Below are 738 nucleotides of genomic sequence, written 5' to 3' on the forward strand. Positions count from 1 at the left end.
GCGTCGGGCCGGCATCTCGTCCTTCGGCATCAGCGGCACCAACGCCCACACCATCGTGGAGCAGGCCCCGGACGACATGACCGTCACTGCCGCGTCGAGCCGGCCCGCCGTCGTGCCGTGGGTGCTGTCGGCGAAGAACGCGGCGGCGCTGAGCCTCCAGGCCGACAGACTCCGGGCACGCATCGCAGCCGACCCTCTGCTGGAGCCGGTCGACGTAGCCTGCACCCTGGCCACGTCGCGGGCCGCTCTGGAGCGGCGTGCGGCGGTCGTGGCGGGCGAGCGGGAGGAGTTCCTGAAGGCGCTGACGGCCATGGCCGCGGGGGAGGACGTGCCCGCGCTCCACCAGCGGACCGCCGCTGACGGCGCGCTGGCGTTCCTGTTTACGGGGCAGGGCAGCCAGCGGCTCGCGATGGGCCGGGAGCTGTACGACGCGTACCCGGCCTTCGCGGACGCCTTGGACGCGGTCTGCGCCCGGATGGACGCCCACCTCGATGTGCCCTTGAGGGACGTGCTGTTCGGGGACGACGCGGCTCTTCTCGACCGGACGGCTTACACGCAGCCGGCCCTGTTCGCGCTGGAGGTGGCGCTGTTCCGGCTGCTGGAGAGCTGGGGTGTGAGGCCGGACTTCGTGTCCGGGCACTCGATCGGTGAGATCGCTGCCGCGCATGTGGCGGGGGTGCTGTCGTTGGATGATGCGTGTGTGCTGGTGGCGGCGCGTGGGCGGTTGATGCAGGCGCT

At 72.1% G+C, this 738-nt stretch carries 1 protein-coding gene; it reads left to right on the top strand.

Features of this window, described 5'->3' with window-relative positions:
- Window positions 1–738: acyltransferase domain-containing protein (locus ACP4IX_RS36335; RefSeq protein WP_426558940.1), on the top strand; the 738-nt coding region annotated here is incomplete at both ends.

The sequence above is a fragment of the Streptomyces sp. WG5 genome (genome assembly GCF_049974565.1).
GTDB lineage: Bacteria > Actinomycetota > Actinomycetes > Streptomycetales > Streptomycetaceae > Streptomyces.